Annotated in this window: 17 protein-coding genes; 7 read left to right on the forward strand and 10 right to left on the reverse strand. The window is 66.9% G+C overall.

The genetic code is table 11. The annotated features are described in order from the left end of the window. Positions 1–44: 44 nt before the first annotated feature. Together ACLIIZ_RS16050 and ACLIIZ_RS16055 are read right to left on the reverse strand one after the other, a co-directional pair. Entirely contained in the window at positions 45–1355 is a 1311-nt protein-coding gene (locus ACLIIZ_RS16050; RefSeq protein ID WP_416693797.1) for a type II toxin-antitoxin system HipA family toxin, read from the reverse strand. A 2-nt stretch (positions 1356–1357) separates the two neighbouring features. Continuing rightward, positions 1358–1630 (reverse strand): helix-turn-helix domain-containing protein, encoded by a 273-nt coding sequence (locus ACLIIZ_RS16055; protein ID WP_416693798.1) that lies wholly within the window; start codon positions 1628–1630, stop codon positions 1358–1360. 231 nt (positions 1631–1861) lie between these two features. On the opposite strand from ACLIIZ_RS16055, the gene ACLIIZ_RS16060 reads away from it, so the two are divergent. Both ACLIIZ_RS16060 and ACLIIZ_RS16065 read left to right on the forward strand, forming a co-directional pair. Then, a complete protein-coding gene (locus tag ACLIIZ_RS16060; RefSeq protein WP_416693799.1) occupies positions 1862–2908 on the forward strand; it encodes a threonine aldolase family protein in 1047 nt (348 codons plus the stop codon). Between the two features lie 70 nt (positions 2909–2978). Next, positions 2979–5312, forward strand: coding sequence for a penicillin-binding protein 1A (locus tag ACLIIZ_RS16065; RefSeq protein WP_416693800.1), 2334 nt, complete (start codon positions 2979–2981; stop codon positions 5310–5312). A 15-nt stretch (positions 5313–5327) separates the two neighbouring features. Here the strand turns inward: ACLIIZ_RS16065 and ACLIIZ_RS16070 are convergent, their stop codons facing one another. Next, positions 5328–6236: a LysR substrate-binding domain-containing protein gene (locus tag ACLIIZ_RS16070; RefSeq protein ID WP_416693830.1), complete on the reverse strand. Its 909-nt coding sequence runs from the start codon at positions 6234–6236 to the stop codon at positions 5328–5330. 177 nt (positions 6237–6413) lie between these two features. Between ACLIIZ_RS16070 and ACLIIZ_RS16075 the strand changes: the two genes are divergently transcribed. Genes ACLIIZ_RS16075 through ACLIIZ_RS16085 form a run of 3 tightly spaced genes read left to right on the forward strand, consistent with a single transcriptional unit; the run spans position 6414 to position 7676 of the window. Further along, the gene (locus ACLIIZ_RS16075) at positions 6414–6749 is read left to right on the forward strand and encodes a DUF2917 domain-containing protein (RefSeq protein WP_416693801.1); all 336 of its coding nucleotides are present in this window, start codon (positions 6414–6416) and stop codon (positions 6747–6749) included. After that, positions 6746–7141, forward strand: a complete 396-nt coding sequence (locus tag ACLIIZ_RS16080) for a PaaI family thioesterase (RefSeq protein WP_416693802.1) — start codon at positions 6746–6748, stop codon at positions 7139–7141. The genes ACLIIZ_RS16075 and ACLIIZ_RS16080 overlap by 4 nt, the downstream gene beginning before the upstream one ends. Positions 7142–7178: 37 nt before the next feature. Then, positions 7179–7676, forward strand: a complete 498-nt coding sequence (locus tag ACLIIZ_RS16085; protein ID WP_416693803.1) for a cupin domain-containing protein — start codon at positions 7179–7181, stop codon at positions 7674–7676. A gap of 11 nt (positions 7677–7687) precedes the next feature. Here the strand turns inward: ACLIIZ_RS16085 and ACLIIZ_RS16090 are convergent, their stop codons facing one another. Beyond that, positions 7688–8434: a M48 family metalloprotease gene (locus tag ACLIIZ_RS16090; RefSeq protein WP_416693804.1), complete on the reverse strand. Its 747-nt coding sequence runs from the start codon at positions 8432–8434 to the stop codon at positions 7688–7690. 131 nt (positions 8435–8565) lie between these two features. On the opposite strand from ACLIIZ_RS16090, the gene ACLIIZ_RS16095 reads away from it, so the two are divergent. Further along, positions 8566–9456 carry an alpha/beta fold hydrolase gene (locus ACLIIZ_RS16095; protein WP_416693805.1) on the forward strand — a complete coding sequence of 297 codons (891 nt, stop codon included), beginning with the start codon at positions 8566–8568 and terminating at the stop codon, positions 9454–9456. On the opposite strand, the gene recG is transcribed toward ACLIIZ_RS16095, so the two are convergent. Both recG and ACLIIZ_RS16105 read right to left on the reverse strand, forming a co-directional pair. Continuing rightward, complete coding sequence (recG, locus tag ACLIIZ_RS16100; RefSeq protein WP_416693806.1) at positions 9446–11473, reverse strand: ATP-dependent DNA helicase RecG; 2028 nt, start codon at positions 11471–11473, stop codon at positions 9446–9448. The two genes, ACLIIZ_RS16095 and recG, sit on opposite strands and share 11 nt — an antisense overlap. A 5-nt stretch (positions 11474–11478) precedes the next feature. Beyond that, the gene (locus tag ACLIIZ_RS16105) at positions 11479–11859 is read right to left on the reverse strand and encodes a RidA family protein (RefSeq protein WP_416693807.1); all 381 of its coding nucleotides are present in this window, start codon (positions 11857–11859) and stop codon (positions 11479–11481) included. Positions 11860–11912: 53 nt separating this feature from the next. On the opposite strand from ACLIIZ_RS16105, the gene ACLIIZ_RS16110 reads away from it, so the two are divergent. After that, positions 11913–12233, forward strand: a complete 321-nt coding sequence (locus tag ACLIIZ_RS16110) for a tetratricopeptide repeat protein (protein WP_416693808.1) — start codon at positions 11913–11915, stop codon at positions 12231–12233. On the opposite strand, the gene ACLIIZ_RS16115 is transcribed toward ACLIIZ_RS16110, so the two are convergent. The 4 genes from ACLIIZ_RS16115 to ACLIIZ_RS16130 all read right to left on the reverse strand — a co-directional run bounded on the left by ACLIIZ_RS16115 (position 12230) and on the right by ACLIIZ_RS16130 (position 15113). Next, positions 12230–13048, reverse strand: a complete 819-nt coding sequence (locus ACLIIZ_RS16115) for an SPOR domain-containing protein (protein WP_416693809.1) — start codon at positions 13046–13048, stop codon at positions 12230–12232. The two genes, ACLIIZ_RS16110 and ACLIIZ_RS16115, sit on opposite strands and share 4 nt — an antisense overlap. A gap of 8 nt (positions 13049–13056) precedes the next feature. Beyond that, on the reverse strand, positions 13057–13569 hold the full coding sequence (locus ACLIIZ_RS16120) for a DUF2802 domain-containing protein (RefSeq protein ID WP_416693810.1): 513 nt from the start codon (positions 13567–13569) through the stop codon (positions 13057–13059). Between the two features lie 6 nt (positions 13570–13575). Beyond that, positions 13576–14655: an OmpP1/FadL family transporter gene (locus tag ACLIIZ_RS16125; RefSeq protein ID WP_416693811.1), complete on the reverse strand. Its 1080-nt coding sequence runs from the start codon at positions 14653–14655 to the stop codon at positions 13576–13578. A gap of 62 nt (positions 14656–14717) precedes the next feature. After that, positions 14718–15113: an acyl-CoA thioesterase gene (locus ACLIIZ_RS16130; RefSeq protein WP_416693812.1), complete on the reverse strand. Its 396-nt coding sequence runs from the start codon at positions 15111–15113 to the stop codon at positions 14718–14720. Between the last annotated feature and the right edge of the window lie 29 nt (positions 15114–15142).

Here is a 15142-nt window from a genome sequence, read left to right on the forward strand (position 1 = left end):
CTTTGATGCAGTACTCAGCCCGGCCAATGGCCGGGCTTTTTTTGCTAGGCCAGCGTCCGTGCGAACTCGAAGCAGCTTCCGAAGCGTTCGATCTCCTTTTCGGCCATACCTTCCTGCCGAAACGCATCGCGCCAGTTTTGCGTCACGATCGCCGCCGCAAACTGGAGGTAGTCCTTGGCTTCCAGCTCCGCCCAAGCGTAGTGTTCAACCGCGGCCGCCAGCAGATCGGCAGGGTTGATGACCCGCAGGAGACGAGCCGGTGTCGCCGTAGCGCCGCGGCCTCCGCGCACGAACCGGTAGGCGAGACACAGGGCGGGATCTTTCGGTAGGCTCGCCGCGGGCACCAGGTCGAACGCAGGGGACAGGCGCCAATGCTGGCGAGCCATGTCTTCGCAAAGCAGCCCGTGGTTGTGGGTATGGTCATCGAGGTTTCGCACCAGCGCGTTGAAGACGATGCGGCGCCACAGTTCGCGGCGCTCCTCGCGCTGCGTGGCCTGTGAGCCGCACCAGCGCGCCATGTGGTCCGCCAGCGCCACATAGCTCTTGCGCAGGCTGTGCTCGGTGAAGCCTTTGGTGCCGAATAGCAGGTGGTCGTTGGCCGACTGCGGCAGGGTGTCGAGGCGCAGCAACGAGTGGGCACTGACGTAGCCTCGGCGCGCATACCCGTTGACCACTTGCTCGCGGTCGAAACGCCGTACCAGCAGCGCGCTACGGCCGGAGGGAAGGCGCCATACCTCGGGGTCGACGATCGTACGCAGCTGGCACTGGTGAGCGAGCTTGAGCGTCGCGCACTCCGCGTGGGGCAGCCATGGGGAATCCCCATTGGCCGGAAACTTGGCAAGGTAGAGGGCGCCGTTCCGCTCGATCGTGAGCTTTGGCTTGGTGCCGCCCATGCTGGTCCCGTTGCCGTGTGCATCGAGCACCTGCTCTTCGAGCGTATCCCGCGCGTGGCCGCCTGCCTCCAACTCGTGCAGGATATCGAGAAACTCCTCAAGCTTCAGCACCCGCAGGCGATCGTCGGTTAGCGCGCCCAATGCGATATTGCCGACGCCATCGGTCGGGCAGAGTGACAGTGCTTCCAGTTCGGTGACCGAGCGCTCCAGTTTGCGCTCGAGGACGTGACGGCCCCACGAGTCCGGTCCGGCGTCGAGGAACAAGGGGAAGATCGCATGGCCGCCGGTGATCGCCTGGGGCTTCGGCCGTAGCGGCAGATCCGGCGCCAGGGCAGGCAACTGCGCCGCAAGGTAGTCGGAGGCGTACAGGAATCGCCCGACTTGGCCATCGCGCCAGAACTCGCCCGCCAGTGTCGGCTCGGCTTGCCCGGGAAGCCAAACATGCACAGAAATGCGATCCATGGCTACTCCGCGTGGACGGATAGACCGCCCAGTAGTCGCACGTCGCGCAACTCCAGCAGCCACGCCGCACGGGCGTAGTGCCCGATCTGGACGGTGGGCCGGCCCTGTTCGAGGAACATCATTGTCTGGGCACTGATCCCCGCCATGTCGGCCAGCTCGCGCTGGGACAAGCCACGCGCCTTGCGCTCTTTGGCAATGCGCTGCCCCAGGTGCTCAAGCGAAGCTTGGACCTCCAGCGGGAGTGGGCTGATCTCGAAGGCGCGAAGTTTTGGCATGACTTATCATTGCAGATAGTGGCGTCTGCAATGATAAGTCATTGCATAGAAAACTCAAGGCCAAGCCGTCCTGGCTGCGAAACTCGCGGAAGCCCCCCGTTCCTGAGCGGCGGCTTCCGGGAAGTCCACATGCCCGGTTTGGGTCGACAGCCGCCTGCTATACCAAGCCAGCCAACCGGAAAACCCCAGCATGGCACAATGACGCATTCCTCAAACTCGGGAATCCCCGCCATGCCCGCCACCTCCAAAGTCCCCGGCTACTACCTGCAGTTTGCCAGCGACAACACCGCCGGCGCCTGTCCGGAGGCGCTCGCCGCCTTCAATGCGGCCAATGCTGGTTTCATTTCGTCTTATGGCGAGGACGAGGTGACCAGGATCGTGTGCGACCGGCTGCGCCAGTTGTTCGCGACGGATTGCGATGTGTACTTCGTTTTCAACGGTACGGCGGCCAATTCCCTGGCCCTGGCGTCGTTGTGCCAGTCCTATCAAGGCGTGATTTGCGCGGAAACGGCGCATGTCGAGACCGACGAATGCGGCGCGCCGGAGTTCTTTTCGAACGGGGCCAAGCTCCTGCTGGCGCGGCAGCAGGACGGCAAGATGGATGCCGCCAATGTCGAACACCTGATCACCCGCCGCCGGGATCAGCATTACCCGCGCCCCAAGGTCCTCACCCTGACCCAGGCCACCGAGCTGGGCACGCTCTATTCGCTCGACGAAATCGCCGTGCTCACGGCTATCGCCAAGCGACACGGCCTGCACACCCACATGGACGGCGCCCGTTTTGCCAATGCGCTTGCCGCGCTTGAGGTTTCGCCGGCGGACATGACCTGGCGCGCGGGAATCGACGTGCTGTGTTTCGGTGGTACCAAGATGGGCTTGCCGCTCGGCGAGGCGGTGGTGTTTTTCAACCGGGCGCTGGGCGAGGATTTTTCCTGGCGCTGCAAGCAGGCCGGCCAACTTGCCTCGAAAATGCGTTTCCTGTCGGCGCCCTGGCTGGCCATGCTGGACGACGACACCTGGCTCAAGCATGCCGGCCACGCCAATCGGCTGGCCCGGCGACTGGCGGAACGGCTGGCGGCGTTGCCCGGGCTCGCCTGCCGCCCGGCGCAGGCCAACAGCGTCTTCGTCCAGTTGCCGGAGCCGGCGATGGCCCGCTTGCGCCAGACAGGCTGGGTATTCCACACCTTCATCGGCGACATGGCGCGTTTCATGTGTTCCTGGGCGACGACAGAAGCGGCGGTCGACCATCTGGCCGCGGACATCGCCGCCAGCCTCTGATTCCGCCCCCGCTGTCCTACACTACGCCCTCGGCTGACCGCTTCGCCGCTTTCTCGATCAGGATCAACGCGTGAATTTCTTCTCGACCGCCGTCAAATTTCTTGCCCTCCCCTTTGCCCAGGCCAATTACCGCACCGACCTGCGGCGCACCTTGCTGGCGCTGGCCGCCGTTGGCTTCCTGGCGATATTCGTGCTGATCGGCGGCATGCTGCTGAGCATCCTGCCCCGGCTGCCGTCGCTCGATCTGGTGACCGATTACCGGCCGAAGATCCCGCTGCGCATCTACACCGCCGACGGCGCGCTGCTCGGGGAGTTCGGCGAGGAGCGGCGCGATTTCACGCCGATCCAGGAGATTCCGCCACTGATGAAGGAGGCGCTGCTGGCGATCGAGGATGCGCGTTTCTACGAGCACGGCGGGGTCGATTACCACGGCGTGGCGCGGGCGGTGGCGGCCGGGCTGACCGGCGGCATGCGCCAGGGGGCGTCGACGATCACCATGCAGGTGGCGCGCAATTTCTTCCTGACGCCGGAGAAGACGCTGCGCCGCAAGCTGACCGAGGTGATGCTGTCCTACCGTATCGAATCGGCCTTGAGCAAGGACCAGATCCTTGAGCTCTACATGAACCAGATTTACCTCGGCCAGCGCTCCTACGGCTTTTCCAGCGCCGCTCGCACCTATTTCCGCAAGCGCCTGCCCGAACTGACACTGGCCGAGGCGGCGATGCTCGCCGGCATTCCGCAGAACCCGGCCAAGCACAACCCGGCGGTCAATCCGGCACGGGCCAAGGCGCGTCAGGAACTGGTGCTGAAGCGCATGCTGCAACTGGAGAAGATCACCCAGGCGCAGTTCGACGAGGCCATCGCCCAGCCGCTGGCGGTCAGCCAGAGCCTGCAGTTCGAGGCGCATGCCGACCACGTCGCCGAACTGGTGCGCCAGGAGCTTTTTGCGCGCTACCAGGGCGCCGCCTATACCCAGGGCTTCAATGTCTACACCACCCTCGACAAGGCCGAGCAGAACGCCGCCTACGAGTCGCTGCGGCGCAACGTGCTGGCTTACGACCAGCGCCACGGCTACCGCGGCCCGGAAGCTTTCGTCGAACTGCCGGCCGACCCCGACGAGCGCGAGGAAGCGATCGACCAGGCGCTGGCCAGACACCCGGGCAGCGACAAACTGATCGCCGCCGTCGTCACCGAGGTTTCGGCCAAGCGCGTGCGCGCCGAACCGGCCTTCGGCGACACCCTGGAGATCACCGGCAACGGCCTGCGCTTCGCCGCCCGCGCGCTGCAGCCGAACGCCGGACCGGCGCTGCGTATCCGCGTCGGTTCGATCATCCGCGTCAGCCAGGACAGCAAGGGCCACTGGGCGATCGCCCAGATGCCGGAGGTGGAAGCCGCCTTCGTCGCCCTCGACGCCGAAGACGGTTCCTACCGGGCGCTGGTCGGCGGCTTCGATTTCTACCGCAAGCAGTTCAACCACGTCACCAGCGCCTCGCGCCAGCCGGGGTCGACGATCAAGCCCTTCGTCTATTCGGCGGCGCTGGAAAAAGGCTTCTCGCCGGCCACCCTGATGAACGACGCCCCGCTGTCGCTGCCCGGCGGCGCCGACGGCCAGCCGTGGGAGCCAAGCAACGACGACGGCTACGACGGCCCGCTGACGCTGCGCCGGGCGCTGGCGCGCTCGAAGAACGTGGTCGCCGTGCGCCTGCTGCAGGCGATCACGCCGCAGTATGCGCGCGACTACCTGACGCGCTTCGGTTTCGACGCCGCCAAGCATCCGGACAACCTGACGCTGACGCTGGGCAGCGGCTCGGTGACGCCGTTGCAGATGGCCCGAGCTTACGCGGTGTTCGCCAACGGCGGGCACACGGTCAGCCCGCGCCTGATCGAGAAGATCACCGACGCCCGCGGCCAGGTGCTGTGGGAAGCCCCGGCGCCGTCGAAGGAAGACAGGCAGCCGGCGATCGATCCGCGCAACGCCTTCATCATCGACAGCATGCTGCGCGAAGTGGTGAACAGCGGCACCGGTGCCGCCGCCGGCCAACGCCTGGGACGCAGCGACCTGGCCGGCAAGACCGGTACCACCAGCGACGCCTTCGACGGCTGGTTTGCCGGCTACGCCGCCAACGTGGTGGCGGTAGCATGGATGGGTTACGACCAGCCGAAATCGCTCGGCGCCCGCGAATTCGGCGCCACCCTGGCGCTGCCGATCTGGGCCGACTACATGCGCCAGGCGCTGGCCGGCAAGCCCATCACCGAGCGGACAGCGCCGCCGGGCGTCTCCTACGTCGACGGCGACTGGGTGTACGACGAGTTTGCCGGCGACGCCGGGGTCAAGGCGCTGGACGTCGAAGTCTCGCCCATCGACAGCATCATGGACGCGATGCGCAAGCTGTTCGGCGAGTGAGGCGAAGGGCGCCGGCTAGGCCCCGCCCGCTTCCCCCGCCCCGCCCAAATCGGCCAGCCAACCGGCGAAGGCTGCGACCGCCGCGCCGTCACTGCCGGGTGCGCGCAGCAGCCAGTAGCCGTAGGGGCTGACGAAGGCCGGTAGCGCCGGCCAGCGGCACAGGCGGCCGTCGTCCAGCGCGCTGGCGAGCAGCGGCAGACGGCCGAGGACGACGCCCTGGCCGGCGATGGCCGCCTGCACCGCCTGGTCGTACTGGTTGAAACCGAGCCGGCGCAAGCTCCGCCCCGACAGGCCGAGACTGGCCAGCCAGGGCGTCCAGTCGAGACCGGGCAGGCTTCTTTCCTGATAGTCGATCAAGGTCGGGCTTTCTTCCGGGCTGGCCGCGAGCTTTTCCGCCAGAGCCGGCGCCAGCACCGGGGCGATGCTCTCGCGGAACAGCAGGCGGTCGCCGCGGCCGATGGTCGGTTCGGTCTGGTAGCGGATGGCCAGATCGATGCCGGCCGGGACCAGGTCGACCGGCGAGTTGGCGGCGACGACGCGGACTTCGACGGCCGGATGGGCGGCCTGGAATTCGCCCAGGCGCGGCAGCAGCCAGAGCGCGGTGACACCGATGCTGGCGGTGATCGTCACGCTGTCGACGGCAGCCCGCTGGCGCAGGCTGGCGGCGATCTCCCCGTATTCGGCCAGCCAGGCGATGGCGGCCGGCAACAAGCGCTCGCCGGCCGGGGTCAGCTCGATGGCGCGGTGTTTGCGGACGAACAAGGGCACGCCGAGCGCACTTTCCAGCGCCTGGATCTGGCGGCTGATCGCCGACTGGGTCAGACACAGGTCAGCCGCCGCCAGCGTGATGCTGCGCCGGCTGGCTGCCGCGACGAAGCCGCGCAGGGGCTCCAGCGGCGGCAGCGAGAGCAGGTCTTTTCGCATGATTTTCACGCATCCATTCAATGCCGATATTGCGTTTGAACCAGCCTCAATTCTGGGGAAAACTGGCTTCAACCGCAGCCGACTCGAAGCTTCGACCAATGCGGGATTTGCAACCGAAACGCATCTGGATGCTGGGCTTTTGGCAATCTTTCGTCAAGCCCGGCGCAGGAGACGACGATGACCGAACACCCCGACCTGCCCGGCAGCCTGTTCTGCCGCCTGCAACTGAGCCCCGAGCAACTGGCCCGGCTGTCGCCGCGCCGCGTCGCGGCGCTGAACGTGGAGGATGGCCGCGCCTGGATCACCCGCCAGGGCGAAGCGGCCGACCTGATCCTCGGCCCCGGCCAGCACCTGACCATCGCCGCCGACAGCGCGCCGCTGCTGGTCAGCGGTTTCGATAGCGGACGGGCGGCCGCGCTGCGCGTCGAATTCCGCGTCCCGACAGCCGACTGGCGGCTGCGCCTGGCACGGCGGCTGCTGGTCCCGGGTTCGCTGGCCGGAGCCTGGCAATGAACGCCCGCCAGCCCTGCGACGACTTCCGCCTGCTGTCGAGCAACCCGCTGGTGCGCCTGGACGGCGGCGCCAGCGACCTCTCGTTCAAGGTCGGCAAGCGCCACCTCAATGGCGCCGGCACGCTGCACGGCGGCGTCCTCGCCAGCGTCTTCGACAGCGCGCTGGGCGAGTGCGTCTATCGCCAGGCGCAGCACAGCGGCCGACCCGCCGCCTTGGTCGTGACCACGCAACTCGACATCCACTACTGCGCACCGGCCCATGTCGGCGAACGGGTGGCGGTCGCCGTCGAGGTGCTGCGCCTGGGCGGCCGGCTGGCGGTGGCGACGGCGCGCGCCTCGGTGGCGGAACGGCTGGTCGGCACGGCGACCGGCTCCTTCTACCTGACGCGCTGAATGTGGTTTATCGTCGTCCGCTCAAGGAGGAAAACTGATGACCAAGCTGCCTTTCGTTCATCTCGACGATCTCGAACTGCACCACGAAGCGCACGGCGAGCGCTTCGCCTCGGCCAATGCCGGCATCGGCGCCCGGCTCGGCCTGAAGGGCCTGGGCTGTCGGCTGAGCGAGGTGCCGCCAGGCAAGGCCGCCTGGCCGCGCCACGCCCACCTGGCCAACGACGAGCTGGTACTGATCCTCGCCGGCAGCGGCCGCCTGCGCCACGGTGATGCGGAATACGCGGTAAGCGCTGGCGACCTGCTCGGCTTTCCCGGCGGCGACCCGGCGGCGGCGCACCAGATCGTCAACGACGGCAGCGTGCCGCTACGCTACCTCTGCGTGTCGACGCAACAGGCGCCGGATATCGCGATCTACCCCGATTCCGGCAAGTTCTTCGTCGTCGCCGGCAGCGCGCCGGGCGGCGACAAGGCGGCGCGGACTTTCGCCCACATCGGCCGCTTGGCCGACGCGGTCGATTACTGGGCGGACGAGTGAGGTCGGGAAACTCAGATCTGGGCGCGGATGCGGTCGGCGCGTTCGCGCGGGCTGGGGTGGGTGGACAGCCAGGAGGCGTTGTTGCCGCCCAGGCCTTCCAGCTTTTCCAGCGCGCTGACACAGGCCTGCAGGGGATACTGCTTCTCGCGCATGAAGGCGAGCGCGCGGTCGTCGGCTTCGTTCTCGTTGGCCTGCGAGTGCTTGGAGCGGACCACCTGTTCGAACAGGCTGCCCAGCGCGGAATCGGCAACGCCGGCGGCGGTACCGCCGGCCGAAGCGACGGCGTTGCGCAGGGCGCTGGTACGCAGCGCGGTCTGGATACGCGCCTTGGTGTGGCCGGCCTGGACATGGCCGATTTCGTGGCCGATCACGTAGCGGATTTCGTCGTCGGTAAAGCGATCCATCAGACCGCTGTAGACGCGGATGACGCCGTTGGCCATGGCAAAAGCGTTCACTTCCGACGAGATATAGGCCCTGATGTTGAGCGTCAGGCCGTCGTAGCTGCTCAGCCCTTCCGACAACTTGGCGATACGCTGGCCGTAAGGCGAGGTGGAACTGGCCAGCTGGTTCTGGCGATCGGAATTGGCGGCCAGGCGGTCGAAGTAGACGCGCAACTCGGAATCGGAAATGGTTTCCGACTGCAGGAGATTGCGACCGGCATCCAGCGCCCGCCCCCAATTGAACTGCGCACTGGCTTGATTGACGAAGCTGACGCCGGAAAACATGGTGGCGAGCAGGACAAAATCGCGACGTTTCATGAAGGCTCCCTGACTTTTGCTTGGTTTGATATGCCAGCATTATATGCCCTTGGCAATATCGGAACAGCACCCGGCGACGCATTTGCCGCATCGGCTAGAATCGCCAGCCCGACTCCTTGATTTCAGCGACCATGCAGCCTTCCCGATCCGAATTCTTCGACGTCAACGGCGTCCGCCTGCACATCCGCCGCTGGGGCCGCACCGACGCCCCGACGCTGTTCCTGCTGCACGGCTGGATGGACGTTTCCGCCTCCTGGCAGTTCGTCGTCGACGCACTGGCGCGGGAGTGGAACATCGTCGCCCCCGACTGGCGCGGCTTCGGCCAGTCGCAGTGGCTGAACCGGCCGTATTTCTTCGCCGAGCACATGGGCGACCTGGCGGCGATCATCGACCACTACGCGCCGAATGAGGCAGTACGCATCGCCGGTCACAGCATGGGCGGCATCCTCGGCACGCTGTACGCTGGCATCCGGCCGCAGCGCGTGCAGCGGCTGGTGTCGCTGGAGGGGATCGGCATCGCGCCGACCACCGCCGACATGGCGCCGGCCCGCTACCGGCAGTGGCTGGAGCAACTGGAAGAACCGCCGCGCATGCACGCCTATCCCGACCGCCAGGCTTTCGCCCGGCGACTGCTGAAAAGCGATCCTTACCTGACTGAAGAACGCGCCGAATTCCTCTCCCGCCATCTGGCGCGCATCGGCGACGGCACGACGCGCAACGGCGAATTCCGCCACGGTGTGATCTGGAACGGCGACCCCTGGCACAAGGCGACCTCGCCCTACCTGTTCCGCCTCGAGGAATCGATGGCGATCTGGCGTGAAGTCGCCTGCCCGGTACTCTGGATCAGCGGCCGCCAGTCCTGGGTGGTACGCGATTTCGCCGCCCGCCCGGGCGACTGGGAGGCGCGCCGCGCCTGCTTCGCCGACTTGCAGGAAAGCTGGATCGACGACGCCGACCACATGCTGCACCACGACCAGCCGGCACAGGTGGCGGCGCTGATCGAGGACTGGTTCAGGACTTGAGCAGTTCCTCGCGGGCGCCGAGCCAGCGCTGCAGGTGTTTCTCGGCCAGCGCCGGGTGCTCGGTGAGCATTTCCTCGGCAATCTGGCGCGCCATCTCGACCAGGTCGGCGTCCATTTCCAGGTCGGCGTAGCGCAGCAGCGGCACGCCGCTCTGACGGGCACCGACGAATTCGCCGGGACCGCGAATCTGCAAGTCCTGGCGGGCGATCTCGAAGCCGTCGGTGTTCTCGAAGATGATCTTCAAGCGCTGGCGCGCGATCTCGCCGAGCGGCCCGGCGTAGATCAGCACGCAGCTCGATTCGTACTGGCCACGACCGACGCGGCCGCGCAACTGGTGCAGTTGCGAGAGGCCGAAGCGTTCAGCGTGCTCGATCACCATCAGGCTGGCATTCGGCACATCGACGCCGACTTCGATCACCGTCGTCGCCACCAGCACGTCGATGTCGCCGGCGGCGAAGGCGCTCATCACCGCCTGTTTTTCATCCGCCTTGAGGCGGCCATGCACCAATCCCACGGTCAGCCCCGGCAGATCGGCCGAAAGCTGTTCGTAGGTTTCCTCCGCCGTCTGCAATTGCAGGGCTTCCGATTCCTCGATCAGCGGGCACACCCAGTAGGCCTGGCGGCCTTCCTCGACGTGTTTCTTGACGAAACCGACGACGTCCTGGCGCCGATTGTCGGCGACCAGCCGCGTCTTGATCGGCGTCCGCCCGGGCGGCAGTTCGTCGAGCACGGTGACGTCGAGGTCGGCGTAGTAGCTCATGGCCAGCGTGCGCGGGATCGGCGTCGCCGACATCATCAACTGGTGCGGGTTGCTGCCCTTCTTGCGCAGCGCCAGGCGCTGGGCGACGCCGAAGCGGTGCTGCTCGTCGACGATGGCCAGGCCCAGCCGGGCGAAATCGACGCCATCCTGGATCAGCGCATGGGTGCCGACCACCAGTTGCGCGTCGGCGGCCGTCGCCGCCAGTTGCGCGCGCTTGGCCTTGCTCTTCAGGCTGCCGGACAGCCAGGCGACGCGCACGCCGAGCGGCTCCAGCCAGTCGCGCAGTTTCAGGTAATGCTGTTCGGCGAGGATTTCGGTCGGCGCCATGAAGGCCGCCTGCCAACCGGCGGAAATCGCCTGGCAGGCCGCCAGCGCGGCGACGATGGTCTTGCCGGCGCCGACGTCGCCCTGCAGCAGGCGCTGCATCGGGTAAGGCTGGGCGAGGTCGCCGGCGATCTCGGCCATCGCCCGCAACTGCGCGCCGGTCAGGCCGAAAGGCAGGCGGTCGAGCAGGCGGGCGCCGAGGTCGTCCTGCGCCACCAGCACCGGCGCGCCCTGCTCGCGGCGGGCGAGGTAGGCGCGGCGCAGCGACAGTTGCTGGGCCAGCACCTCGTCGAACTTGACCCGCCGCCAGGCCGGGTGATGGCGCGCATGCAAGGTGTCGACGTCGGTGCCGGGCGGCGGCCGGTGCAGGAAGTGCAGGCTGCGCGCCAGGCCGGGCAGTTTGAGGCGCTGGCGAATCTCGTCGGGCAGCGTTTCGGAGAGGTCGCCATCGGCCAGCGCGCGGCCGATCAGCTTTTGCAGCGCCGAGTTGGCGAGCCCGGCGGTGGATGGGTAGATCGGCGTCATCTCGCTCGGCAGCGGCTCGCCTTCGGCAATCTTGCGAAAGCGCGGATGCACCATCTCCAGCCCGAAGAAGCCGCCGCGCACCTCGCCGAAAGCGCGCACCCGCGAACCGGCACTGAATGCCGCCTGGTGATTCGGGTAGAAGCTGAAGAAGCGCAGCGTGATCTCGCCGCTCTCGTCGTAGGCGCGGACGACCAGTTGGCGGCGCGGCTTGAACTGGATTTCGCTGTCGGCGACGCTGACCTCGATCTGCACCGGTTCGCCGGCAAAGGCGCGGGCGATCGGGGTGACCCGGGTTTCGTCCTCGTAGCGCAACGGCAGATGGACCAGCAAATCGGCCTCCGTGTGGAGGCCGATCTTGGCCAGCTTCTTCTTCAGCGCGTCGGAGGCGCGGATCGGCGCCTGCGACATGCGGATCAGCCGAGGAACATCACCGCGTCGGCTTCAACCAGCGCACCACGCGGCAATTCCTTGACGCCGACGGCGGCGCGCGCCGGGAAGGGTTCGCTGAAGTAGCGGGCCATGGTTTCATTGACCTTGGCGAAATTGCCGAGGTCGGTCAGGAAGACGTTGAGCTTGACCACGTCGGCGAGCGTCCCGCCGGCCGCTTCGGCAACCGCCTTGAGGTTTTCGAAGACGCGAACGATTTGGGCGTCGATGCCGTCTACCATCTGCATGGTCGCCGGATCGAGGCCGATCTGCCCGGACAGGTAGACGGTGTCGCCGACGCGCACGGCTTGCGAATAGGTGCCGATGGCGGCCGGCGCATGCGGCGTGGCGATGATGGTCTTGGCCATGTTGCGTTCCCCTTGGTGATTTTGCAAAACCGTTATTCTAGACCCGAGCTTCCATGAACCCACGCATCGAATCCCTGGAAAAACTGCTTGGCGGGCCGCGCGACGGCGCCCTGCTGCGCTTCTCGCTGGGCAACGAGTACCTGAAGGCGGACGCGCCGCGCCAGGCGGCGGACTGCTTCCGCGCCGCCGTCGACCGCGATCCCAATTATTCCGCGGCGTGGAAGGCGCTGGGCAAGGCGCTGACCCAGGCAGGCGAGAGCGCCGCGGCGGCGGACGCCTACAACGACGGCATCCAGGTGGCGGAAGCGCGCGGTGACATCCAGGCGGCCAAGGAGATGAAAGTCTTCCTGCGCCGGCTGCAAAAAAGCGCCTAGCGATTGCCCTTCGGCTCGACGAGCAGGCTTTCGATACCCAGCTCGCGCAACTTGGCCTGTGCGGCGGCAGCTTCGCGACGGGTGCGGAAAGGACCGACCTGGACCCGTGCCTCGATCTGCGACGGCACGCCGTTCAGCGTCAGCCGGGCATGCAGTTCCTCGGCGCGCTGGGCGCTGGCGAAGACGCCGGCCTGCAGGACGAAGCCGGAGAACAGCCGGGGCGCTGCCGGCGTTTCGCTGGCGGACGGACGCGCGGCGGCTGGCGTTGTGCTCAGCACCCTGGCGTTTGGTGGCGGGCTCGGTGCCGTCGGTGGCGTTGCCGGAGCAGTCGGCGCCGTTTGCGCCGGTCGTGGGGTCGGCGCGGCCGGCAGCAGTTGCGGCGGCGCCGTCATTTCCGGGACGAGCTCCGGTTCCGCTGGCGCGACATTGCGCGGCCCCGATTTCGTTGCCGCTGGTGCTGCCGGCTGCGGCACCGGCTGCGATGGTGTGGCCGCCACTTCAGGCGGCGGCGGTGTCTCGCTGGCAGCGGCCGTCACGGGCTCCGTGCTTTCCGTCGCGGCAGCCTCGGCGGGTGGAGTTTCCAGGGATTCAACCGGCGTCACCGGCTGGGTCAGCATTTTGGGTGGCGCCACCGGCACCGGCCGGGTATAGACGGTAACTTCTTCTTCCTCGGCCGGCTGCGAGAAGCGGTCGAAAAGTGCCAGCACGCCGAGCAGGACCGCCACCAGGGTGCCGGCAACGGCCAGGCGACGGGCCAGTTGCGCCCGCAGTTCCGGTTCGACTTGCGACGCCGTTTCCGCGCGTTTTTCCGTCATCATCTTCCTCACTCGACCCGGCTGCGCGCCAGGGCCACGACCAGCTCCGCCTCGGCGCGGGCAATGCCACAACGCTCGGCGATCATCGAGGCGTCGTAACCGGCGGCCGCCATCTGCATCGCGTCACCATAGATTGGCGCCACCGTCTGGGTCGCTCGCAGGTGCGCCAGTTCCTGTTGCATGTCCTCGCGCAGCGCAGCCAGTTCTCCACGCATGACCTCGACTTCGTCGCGCAACTGGGCGAGTTCCCGCTCCAGGCCTTCGGCCAGCATTTCGCTGGCGAGATGGGAGGCAGTCTCGGAATACGCCGGTGCAGGCGCTTCGGCGGCTGGCGGCGCGACAATCGGCGCCGCGGCGACCGGTTCGACCGCAGCTAACGCTTGGCGCGACGGTGTCCGGCGAAAACGCAGGAGGACGAAGCCGATGTAAAGCGCGACCAGAATCAGCAGGACGAGGACGCCTTCGCGCACGCCGATCGTCAGACCGGCGATTTCCAGCGAAGGCAGCCCGCTTCCCTGCACGACCCCTTAGAACCCGACGGTGTATTGAACGCCGAGGACGTGCGCGCCGTTTTCGTACTTGCCGACGGCAGCGCCGTCGTTGATCTTGGCGTCGCGCATGTAGCGGTAGGCGTAACCGACATCGACCAGGCTGGCCCGGCCGAACTTCCATTGACCGCCAAGCGACAGCCACAGGCGGTTGCTGTCCGGCATCTGGACCGGGCGGTTGCTGGTACCGACCGGGCTGCGCTCGTAAGCGACGCCGAACTTGAGCTTGGTCACGTCGGAGAGCTTGTACGCCGTGCCCCAGGCGATGCGCCAGGAGTTGTCGAAGTCGGTGTCATCGACACCGCTCCAGTGGGTATAGGAGAGGTCGCCCATCGCTTCCCAGCGATCGGAAACCTGCTGCCAGACCGACAGGGTCACACTGGCCGGGGTGTCAACATCCAGACCGGCAACGTCGTGGTCGATCTTCGAGCGGTAGGCGATACCGACGCGCATCGCCGGCGAGAGCGTGAACAGGGCACCGGCGTTCCAGCCGAGCGCGCTGTCGTCACCCTTGAAGGCACCGCCGGTGGCGGTCATGTGCATGTCCAGTTGCTGGTAGTTGAGTCCCAGGCCCAGCGAAACCTTGTCATTGACCTGATAGGCAACCGCCGGATTAAGGTTGAGCGTGGTGATTTCCGACTTGATGCCGTCAGCGGCGCCAACCCAGCCGGCGTTGTACTGGATGTCGTTGAGGAAGGGGCGGGAAACGCCAAAGCCGAAGTTGAGGCCCGGCATCGCCTGCCAACTGACGTAGGCGTTCGGCAGCACGTTGGTGTTGCCTGCATCGCCGCCCGATGAAACACCGGCGGTGGTCTGGAACTTGTAGCTTTCGGCAACGCCAACGGCGCCCAGCGAGACATTGAACCCCGCCAGACGGGTCAGACCCGCCGGATTGGCGAACATCGTCGCCGCGCTGTCGGCGATCGCCGCCGAACCGGCGTAAGCGGTTCCCAGACCGCTGGCATTCTGCTCGAGGGCCTGAAAACCCGCCGCCGGCGCCAGGCCGGCATAGGCCAGCAGCAGCATGGCTGGCAGGAGACGCATCGTGTGCTTGGTCATTGCTTCGTTCCTCGAAGGCTTCCAATTAATTCAATCGCGCGATTTTATTCCATTTCCGTGTTTCATTCGGCAGAAAGTTCGCGCTTGGCGCCGCTTTCGTCGATCGCGACGTAGGTCAGCTCGGCCTGCGTGACGCGGACGACGATCGGCCGATCGTGATGACGTTCGGCAAAGACCTCGACGCGCACGGTGATCGAGGTGCGGCCGACGCGGACGATTTCCGAGTAGAGGCTGACGATGTCGCCGACCGAGATTGCCTGCCGGAACTGAAAGGAATTGACCGACACCGTCGCCACCCGGCCGCGCGCCCGGCGCATCGCCGGGATGGCGCCGGCGACGTCGACCTGGGCCATGACCCAGCCGCCGAAGACGTCGCCGTTCTGGTTGAGGTCGGCCGGCATCGGCACGACGCGCAGCGTGGGTTGCCGCTCGGGAAGCTGGAGGGGTTCGCTTTGCATGGTTCTTCGATTGGTTTGCGGATGATCGG

Source organism: Azonexus caeni (genome assembly GCF_048146105.1).
Taxonomy (GTDB): Bacteria; Pseudomonadota; Gammaproteobacteria; order Burkholderiales; family Rhodocyclaceae; genus Azonexus; species Azonexus aromaticus_B.

What these genes read in the sequence shown, in the direction of transcription:
- ACLIIZ_RS16050 (WP_416693797.1), bottom strand. Translation starts at nt 1,355, where the DNA reads ATGGATCGCATTTCTGTGCATGTTTGGCTTCCCGGGCAAGCCGAGCCG.
- ACLIIZ_RS16055 (WP_416693798.1), bottom strand. Translation starts at nt 1,630, where the DNA reads ATGCCAAAACTTCGCGCCTTCGAGATCAGCCCACTCCCGCTGGAGGTC.
- ACLIIZ_RS16060 (WP_416693799.1), top strand. Translation starts at nt 1,862, where the DNA reads ATGCCCGCCACCTCCAAAGTCCCCGGCTACTACCTGCAGTTTGCCAGC.
- ACLIIZ_RS16070 (WP_416693830.1), bottom strand. Translation starts at nt 6,236, where the DNA reads ATGCGAAAAGACCTGCTCTCGCTGCCGCCGCTGGAGCCCCTGCGCGGC.
- ACLIIZ_RS16075 (WP_416693801.1), top strand. Translation starts at nt 6,414, where the DNA reads ATGACCGAACACCCCGACCTGCCCGGCAGCCTGTTCTGCCGCCTGCAA.
- ACLIIZ_RS16080 (WP_416693802.1), top strand. Translation starts at nt 6,746, where the DNA reads ATGAACGCCCGCCAGCCCTGCGACGACTTCCGCCTGCTGTCGAGCAAC.
- ACLIIZ_RS16085 (WP_416693803.1), top strand. Translation starts at nt 7,179, where the DNA reads ATGACCAAGCTGCCTTTCGTTCATCTCGACGATCTCGAACTGCACCAC.
- ACLIIZ_RS16090 (WP_416693804.1), bottom strand. Translation starts at nt 8,434, where the DNA reads ATGAAACGTCGCGATTTTGTCCTGCTCGCCACCATGTTTTCCGGCGTC.
- ACLIIZ_RS16095 (WP_416693805.1), top strand. Translation starts at nt 8,566, where the DNA reads ATGCAGCCTTCCCGATCCGAATTCTTCGACGTCAACGGCGTCCGCCTG.
- recG (WP_416693806.1), bottom strand. Translation starts at nt 11,473, where the DNA reads ATGTCGCAGGCGCCGATCCGCGCCTCCGACGCGCTGAAGAAGAAGCTG.
- ACLIIZ_RS16105 (WP_416693807.1), bottom strand. Translation starts at nt 11,859, where the DNA reads ATGGCCAAGACCATCATCGCCACGCCGCATGCGCCGGCCGCCATCGGC.
- ACLIIZ_RS16110 (WP_416693808.1), top strand. Translation starts at nt 11,913, where the DNA reads ATGAACCCACGCATCGAATCCCTGGAAAAACTGCTTGGCGGGCCGCGC.
- ACLIIZ_RS16115 (WP_416693809.1), bottom strand. Translation starts at nt 13,048, where the DNA reads ATGACGGAAAAACGCGCGGAAACGGCGTCGCAAGTCGAACCGGAACTG.
- ACLIIZ_RS16125 (WP_416693811.1), bottom strand. Translation starts at nt 14,655, where the DNA reads ATGACCAAGCACACGATGCGTCTCCTGCCAGCCATGCTGCTGCTGGCC.
- ACLIIZ_RS16130 (WP_416693812.1), bottom strand. Translation starts at nt 15,113, where the DNA reads ATGCAAAGCGAACCCCTCCAGCTTCCCGAGCGGCAACCCACGCTGCGC.